This is a genomic window from Nocardia sp. NPDC057440 (assembly GCF_042802915.1).
GTDB lineage: Bacteria > Actinomycetota > Actinomycetes > Mycobacteriales > Mycobacteriaceae > Nocardia.
In genome coordinates, this window is the sequence record NZ_JBHVDF010000004.1 from 528,569 (window position 1) to 535,297 (window position 6,729).

Genomic DNA, 6,729 nt, shown 5'->3' on the forward strand with positions numbered 1-6,729 from the left:
GGCGCTCGACCGCGCAATCTGCCTCTGCCACTTTTATCGTTTCACCTGGCCCGCTGCGCTACTATATGTGACGGAGTTCCCTCCAACCCACCCACGCCCCCCCCCCCCCACCCCAGGTCCCCCCCCCCCCGCGACGTATGTACTGGACGCATCGGGCGGCAACTGCCTGGGCAAACGAAGCGTGGGCCACGAACCGTGAGCGACGGTAGTGGTTGGTCTGGCGTTTGGTGGCGGTTCGCCGGATCGTTGGGGTGGTTGCGGTTACGCAACCGTCGCGCTGCCCTGTGGGTGCAGAGCCGGTAGCAGATATGTCTCGTCATCGCGGCCCTTCGGCCTGCCGACCCGCAGCATGACCGCGCCCGACGATGGACCGTCGTGATGCACCAAGTACGGTGATGCTGCTGCTGTTCGCTCGATGGGATACGGGCGGGCGCATGGCGTCGGCCCGGATTCGCGAAGACATCCGAATATCAGGGCGGGCGCGTACAGCTCGCCGTGAACCCGGCGACGCCGGTGACCGGCAATACTGAACGGAGCATTGTTGTCATGAAGCTTGCTGTCATCCCCGGTGACGGAATCGGTCCCGAGGTCATCGCCGAGGCATTGAAAGTGCTCGACGTGGTGGTCCCCGGCGTCGCGAAGACCGAGTACGACCTCGGTGCCAAGCGCTACCACGCGACCGGCGAGATCCTCCCGGATTCGGTGCTGCCGGAGCTCAAGCAGCACGACGCGATCCTGCTCGGCGCGATCGGCGACCCGTCGGTGCCCAGCGGTGTGCTCGAGCGCGGGCTGCTGCTGCACACCAGGTTCGCGCTGGACCACCACGTCAACCTGCGGCCGTCGAAGCTGTATCCCGGGGTGACCAGCCCGCTGTCGGGCAACCCCGACATCGATTTCGTCGTCGTGCGTGAAGGCACCGAAGGGCCGTACACCGGCACCGGCGGCGCGATTCGGGTGCGGACACCGCATGAGGTCGCCACCGAGGTGAGCACCAATACCCGCTTCGGCATCGAACGCGTCGTGCGCTACGCCTTCGCCAAGGCGCAGGCTCGCCGCAAGCACCTCACCCTGGTGCACAAGACCAACGTGCTGACCTTCGCCGGTTCGCTGTGGCAGCGCACCGTCGACGAGGTCGCCACCGAGTTCCCCGACGTGCAGATCGCCTACCAGCACATCGATGCCGCGACCATCCACATGGTCAACGACCCGGGCCGCTTCGACGTGATCGTCACCGACAACCTGTTCGGCGACATCATCACCGACCTCGCGGCCGCGGTGAGCGGTGGCATCGGCCTGGCAGCCAGCGGCAACATCGACGCCTCCGGCACCAACCCGAGCATGTTCGAGCCCGTGCACGGCAGCGCCCCCGACATCGCCGGCCAGTCCAAAGCTGACCCCACCGCCGCCATCCTCTCGGTCTCCCTACTGCTCAACCACCTCGGCAACGCCGAAGCAGCGACCCGCATCGAGTCCGCGGTAGCCAAGGACCTCGCGTCCCGCACCGGCACCGCCTCCACCACCGAGGTCGGCGACAGAATCGCCGCCGCAGTCTGACCAGCCACCCAGCCCCAGCCCCCGCGCCCGATCCAGGCGCGGAGGCTGGGTGTCTCTCTTTTCGCCGAGCGGAAGATGACAGGTTAGTCCTCCGCAGTGGCCGCACCCACGTCGTGTTCTGCGTGCGTCTCTGCCTAGTGGTACATGGTGGGCTGGCCGGTGTGCCGTAGTCACGTGCCACTCGTAGGTGTGCCGTGCTGAGTAGCGCCTGGTGGTGGACGTCTCGGTGTTTGCCGCATCCAATCGCCTTTCGTGGGTGCGTCTTCGCCGAGTCGAACACCATGGTGGGGGTCTCGGTGTTCCCGCAGCCGTGTGCCACCCATGGCGGGTTCGAGATGCGGAACCCATCGGGGGCCGGTGGTGTGAAGGTTCGACTACGTCACCATCGCCGATCCTCACGCTGAAAGCTGTTGGCCTGCTTGCCCGAGTTGTGGAAGGGGAAGCCGGGTACCTACGTGACGTGCCCCGCATTGCCCGGGTAAACCCTTGGAGGGCAACAGAACTGGGCAGCGCGCTCTGGGGGTTGAAGGTTGGTGAACGCCACCACCGCCAGTCCTCACGCTGGAAGCCGTGAGCCTGCCTGTCCGAGTTGTGGAAGGGGAAGCCGTTGATGCGTTGCGAGCCACCATGTCACTCACGTCGATCTGAGCGGGAGGCAGTGGGTTCCGGTGTGAGGACCAGCTGTGGTTGCGGTCGGGGGTTTGGTGGTGGAAGTGGGAGTCCCTGGGGTTTTCGCGGCTGCTATTCGGTTCGGTTTTCGGTGGGGACGAGGGGGATGGCGGCTGCTGCCAGGACGGCGGCGGCCAGGTAGGCGGCGGAGAAGCCGGTGGCGGTGATGAGGGCGCCGAAGGCCGGCGGGATGGCGGCCATGGCGAGGTTCTGGCCGGTGTTCTGGATGCCGAGGCCGCGGCCGCTCCAGTAGGGGCCTGCGATTTCGGCGACGGCGGTGAAGGCAAGTCCGTTGTCGGCCACGGTGATTACCGATGCTGCGACCAGTAGGGGGATGGCTGCCCACCAGGAATGTGTCCATGCGGTCAAGGCCAGGCCGGACATGGCGAGCACGGCAGCGATGGCGACGGTGCGCAATGGACCCAGTCGGCTGCCGACCCGATCCGACCAGTGCCCTGCGCCGATTCTGCCGAAGGCCCCCAGGATTTGGGTTGCGGTGACCAATGCGCCCGCAGTCGCCAATGACCAGCCGACGTCGCGATGCAGCCATAGCAGCGCGAAAGTCCACACTGTGCCCTGCGGTACGCACAACAGCACCGATACCGCGTGGATGCGCCACAGTGTGGAGTCGCCGCGATAGGGATTGGCTCGATCGGCTGCTCTGCCCTCGGGACGCGGTGGGTCGACGATCCAGATCAGGCAGCCGATCGCGGCGACACCCGCCATGGCGGCCGGAACCAGGATGGCGGCCGAAACCCCGTGTGCCGCAGCGACGGCAGGGATGGCCAGCGCGCCGACGCCGACGCCCAACGGCTGTGCGGTCTGCCGAATCCCCATCGCCAGCCCACGCCGTTGCGGCGGGAACCAGCCGACGATGACGCGGCCGCTGGCGCCGTTGGTGCTCGCGGCACCGATGCCGCCCAAGAACAACAGGACGCCGAGCACGCCGTAGTTCGATGCCGTCGCGGCCGCGGCTCCCGCCGCCAACATCAGCAGCGGTCCGCCGACCAGCACCTTGCGCTCGCCGATGCGATCGACGACGTAGCCCCAGGCGATCAATGTGCACACCAGCCCGACCGTGGGCATCGCCACCAGCAGGCCCGCGGTGGCCAAGGGCATGCCGCCTGCGGTCAATGCGGGCAGCAGGAACGGAACACCGTGGATGAAGACCGCGCTCGAGGACTGCGCGAAGACGCCGAGGCCGAGCATGGACCACCGCTGGACCTCGCGGATCTGGGTCACGGTAGCCATCGGCCTCACCTCGAAATCTCATGATGTGGAATCATGTTCTCACTGAATGAACATCGGGTCTCACCGTACACCCGGTCGGCGACCCCATTTCCGGGTTCGCGCTGTCGATCGGGTCACAGGGCCGCGCATGCCACATGGGCAAACGTTGCCAGCACCTATCCACTCGGGCACTCGGCACTTGGCCTGCTCGGCCGCTCGGCCACTGGTTGCTGGGCTGAGCCGCTCGACTCGGGGGACGGTCGCTCGGTCGTGAGCCTCTCGGGGTCGCGAACAGGCTCTGCCGTAGGTGTCGCAAATCCGGTGCAGGCGCGTTCGGGCAGGTCGAAGGTGGTGGATAGACTGCGGGTCATGCGTCTAGGTCGAGTTGCCAGTCCCGATGGGGTCGCTTTCGTCAGCATCGAGGGAGAGGGAAGCGGCACCGTCGCCAAGGAGATTGCGGAACACCCGTTCGGTACGCCGACGTTCACCGGGCGGAGTTGGCCGCTGGCCGACGTGCGCTTGCTCGCGCCGATCCTGGCGAGCAAGGTGGTGTGCATCGGCAAGAATTACGCCGCACACGCGGCCGAGATGGGTGGGCCCGCCCCGGAGGATCCGGTGATCTTCCTCAAGCCGAATACCTCGATCATCGGGCCGAACGCGCCGATCATCTTGCCGCCCAGTTCCTCTCAGGTCGACTATGAAGGCGAACTGGCCGTGGTGATCGGGCGTCCGTGCAAGGACGTGCCCGCGGCGCGTGCCATGGACGTGGTGCTCGGCTATACCGTCGCGAACGATGTCACTGCCCGTGATCAGCAGCGTCACGATGGCCAGTGGACCAGGGGCAAGGGCTACGACACCTTCTGCCCGCTCGGCCCATGGATCGAAACCTCCTTGGACCCATCGGATCTGGAGATCGTGACCGAGCTGGAGGGCGAGGTTCGCCAGCGCAGCCGTACTTCGCTTCTGCTGCACGACATTCCGAAACTCATCGAGTGGGTCAGTACCGTCATGACGCTGCTGCCCGGCGATGTGATTCTGACCGGGACCCCGGAGGGTGTCGGCCCGGTGCAGGCCGGACAGCACGTGTCGGTGACCATCGAGGGCATCGGCACTCTCACGAATCCTGTTGCGGCTAAACAGCGTTAGCGACCGCATGCCGGTCGCTCGAAAGAGTCCGTCAGCGACTACTTGTAGGTCGCTCGAAAGGGCCCGCAGGCGATTGCTTGCGGGGTCGCTCGAAACAACCTCATCGAAAGAGAGCCATGACTGAAGTACGGGTCCGTTTCTGCCCGTCACCCACCGGGACACCGCATGTCGGCCTCATCCGGACGGCGCTGTTCAACTGGGCGTACGCCCGCCATACCGGCGGAAAATTCGTCTTCCGTATCGAAGACACCGATGCGGCACGCGATTCCGAAGAGTCCTACCGCGCAATTCTGGATGCGTTGCGCTGGCTCGGCCTCACCTGGGACGAAGGCCCGGAGGTCGGCGGCCCGTTTGAGCCATACCGGCAGTCGCTGCGGCGTGATTTGCATCTCGATGTGGTGGCGAAGTTGCTGGAGGCGGGCGAAGCGTACGAATCCTTTTCCACGCCTGAGGAAGTCGAGGAGCGTCACCGCGTTGCGGGCCGCGATCCGAAACTGGGGTACGACAACTTCGACAGGGATCTGACGCCCCAGGCGATCGAGGCCTACCGGGACGCCGGACGCCCGGCGGTGATTCGGCTGCGGATGCCCGACGAGGACCTCACCTGGCACGACCTCGTGCGCGGCGAGACCACGTTCAAGGCGGGCGCCGTGCCGGACTTCGCGCTCACCCGGGGCAATGGTGATCCCCTCTATACGCTGGTCAACCCGGTCGACGACGCACTGATGAAGATCACCCACGTGTTGCGCGGCGAGGACCTGCTCTCCTCGACGCCGCGGCAGCTCGCCCTTTACCGCGCATTGCGCCGGATCGGGGTGGCCGACTTCACCCCCGAATTCGGCCATCTGCCGTTCGTGATGGGGCAGGGCAACAAGAAGTTGTCCAAGCGTGATCCGGAGTCGAATCTGTTCGCGCATCGCGATCGCGGATTCATCCCCGAGGGTTTGCTGAATTACCTCGCACTACTCGGCTGGAGCATCGCGGACGATCACGATGTGTTCTCGATGGCAGACATGGTCGCCGCCTTCGATATTTCGAAAGTAAATTCGAATCCGGCTCGTTTCGACCAGAAGAAGGCCGATGCGCTGAACGCCGAACATATACGGTTGCTGGAGCATGGTGATTTCACTCACCGACTGCGTGAGTATCTGACCGAACACAACCGCATCGGCGCCGAAATCGACGAGAAGACGTTCGCTTCGGCGGCCGAACTGGTGCAGACCAGAATCGTGGTGTTGTCCGATGCGTGGGATCTGCTGCGATTCCTGTTCGCACCCGCAGAAGAGTTCGCGATCGACCCGGCCGCAGGGGCAAAGAATCTCGGTGCGGACGCCACTCCGGTATTGCAGGCCGCTATTGCCGCGCTGGAGCCGTTGGCGCAATGGTCGACGGCCGCAATCGAGGAAGCGCTGAAAACGGCGCTCATCGATGATCTGGGGCTCAAGCCGCGCAAAGCCTTCGCGCCGGTGCGTGTCGCGGTGACCGGTTCGCACATCAGTCCGCCGCTGTACGAGTCGCTGGAGCTGCTCGGCCGGGAGGTGACCCTCGAGCGGTTGCGGTCGGCCCGAGAGTGGACCGCAACGGCGTCAATCGAGTCGGTCTAGCCGAAAACCGGCCGCTGACCAGCCGATTTGTAGTTACCCGGGCGCTGTTTGGTACTCTCTTTCTCGGCCAGGAAGCACGGCCTCGGAGTCAGCCAGACACGAGGCCGAGCGCCCGGTGCATTGGGGTATGGTGTAATTGGCAACACAGCTGATTCTGGTTCAGCCATTCTAGGTTCGAGTCCTGGTACCCCAGCGGAGTTTGTTGTCGACCTCGGTTCGCGGCCGAAAGATCAACAGCAACCGGCGATTTGGTCGCCGAGCTTCGGCCGGTTAAGCTAGCCGAGCTTCCACTGATCGAAAGATCATACGGATGGTCACCACGAAAGTGGGAGATCAGTCCTGGCCCCGTCGTCTAGCGGCCTAGGACGCCGCCCTCTCAAGGCGGTAGCGCGGGTTCGAATCCCGTCGGGGCTACAACGCGCGGAAGGCTCATGCTCATGGAGAGCATGAGCCTTTCGCGTTTCCGCGTGTTTTGTGGGGGTGCAACCCCCACGCCCCGCGCGGGGGGGGGGGCCCCCCCCCCCCC

At 65.4% G+C, this 6,729-nt stretch carries 4 protein-coding genes and 2 tRNA genes; 5 read left to right on the forward strand and 1 reads right to left on the reverse strand.

What is annotated here, in order from left to right; all coding sequences use genetic code 11:
- Positions 1 to 546 precede the first annotated feature (546 nt).
- The gene (locus ACFU4Z_RS11485) at positions 547 to 1,554 is read left to right on the forward strand and encodes a 3-isopropylmalate dehydrogenase (RefSeq protein WP_379061639.1); all 1,008 of its coding nucleotides are present in this window, start codon (positions 547 to 549) and stop codon (positions 1,552 to 1,554) included.
- Between the two features lie 741 nt (positions 1,555 to 2,295).
- Here ACFU4Z_RS11485 and ACFU4Z_RS11490 read toward each other — a convergent pair.
- Entirely contained in the window at positions 2,296 to 3,474 is a 1,179-nt protein-coding gene (locus tag ACFU4Z_RS11490) for an MFS transporter (RefSeq protein WP_379061641.1), read from the reverse strand.
- A 348-nt stretch (positions 3,475 to 3,822) separates the two neighbouring features.
- Here ACFU4Z_RS11490 and ACFU4Z_RS11495 point away from each other — a divergent pair, with 348 nt between their 5' ends.
- The 4 genes from ACFU4Z_RS11495 (at position 3,823) to ACFU4Z_RS11510 (ending at position 6,617) form a co-directional block, all read left to right on the forward strand.
- Complete coding sequence (locus ACFU4Z_RS11495) at positions 3,823 to 4,599, forward strand: fumarylacetoacetate hydrolase family protein (protein ID WP_379061644.1); 777 nt, start codon at positions 3,823 to 3,825, stop codon at positions 4,597 to 4,599.
- A 116-nt stretch (positions 4,600 to 4,715) separates the two neighbouring features.
- A complete protein-coding gene (gene gltX / locus ACFU4Z_RS11500) occupies positions 4,716 to 6,203 on the forward strand; it encodes a glutamate--tRNA ligase (protein ID WP_379061646.1) in 1,488 nt (495 codons plus the stop codon).
- A gap of 121 nt (positions 6,204 to 6,324) precedes the next feature.
- A tRNA-Gln gene (locus ACFU4Z_RS11505) sits at positions 6,325 to 6,396 on the forward strand.
- 148 nt (positions 6,397 to 6,544) lie between these two features.
- Positions 6,545 to 6,617 (forward strand) — tRNA-Glu (locus ACFU4Z_RS11510).
- Positions 6,618 to 6,729 lie beyond the last annotated feature (112 nt).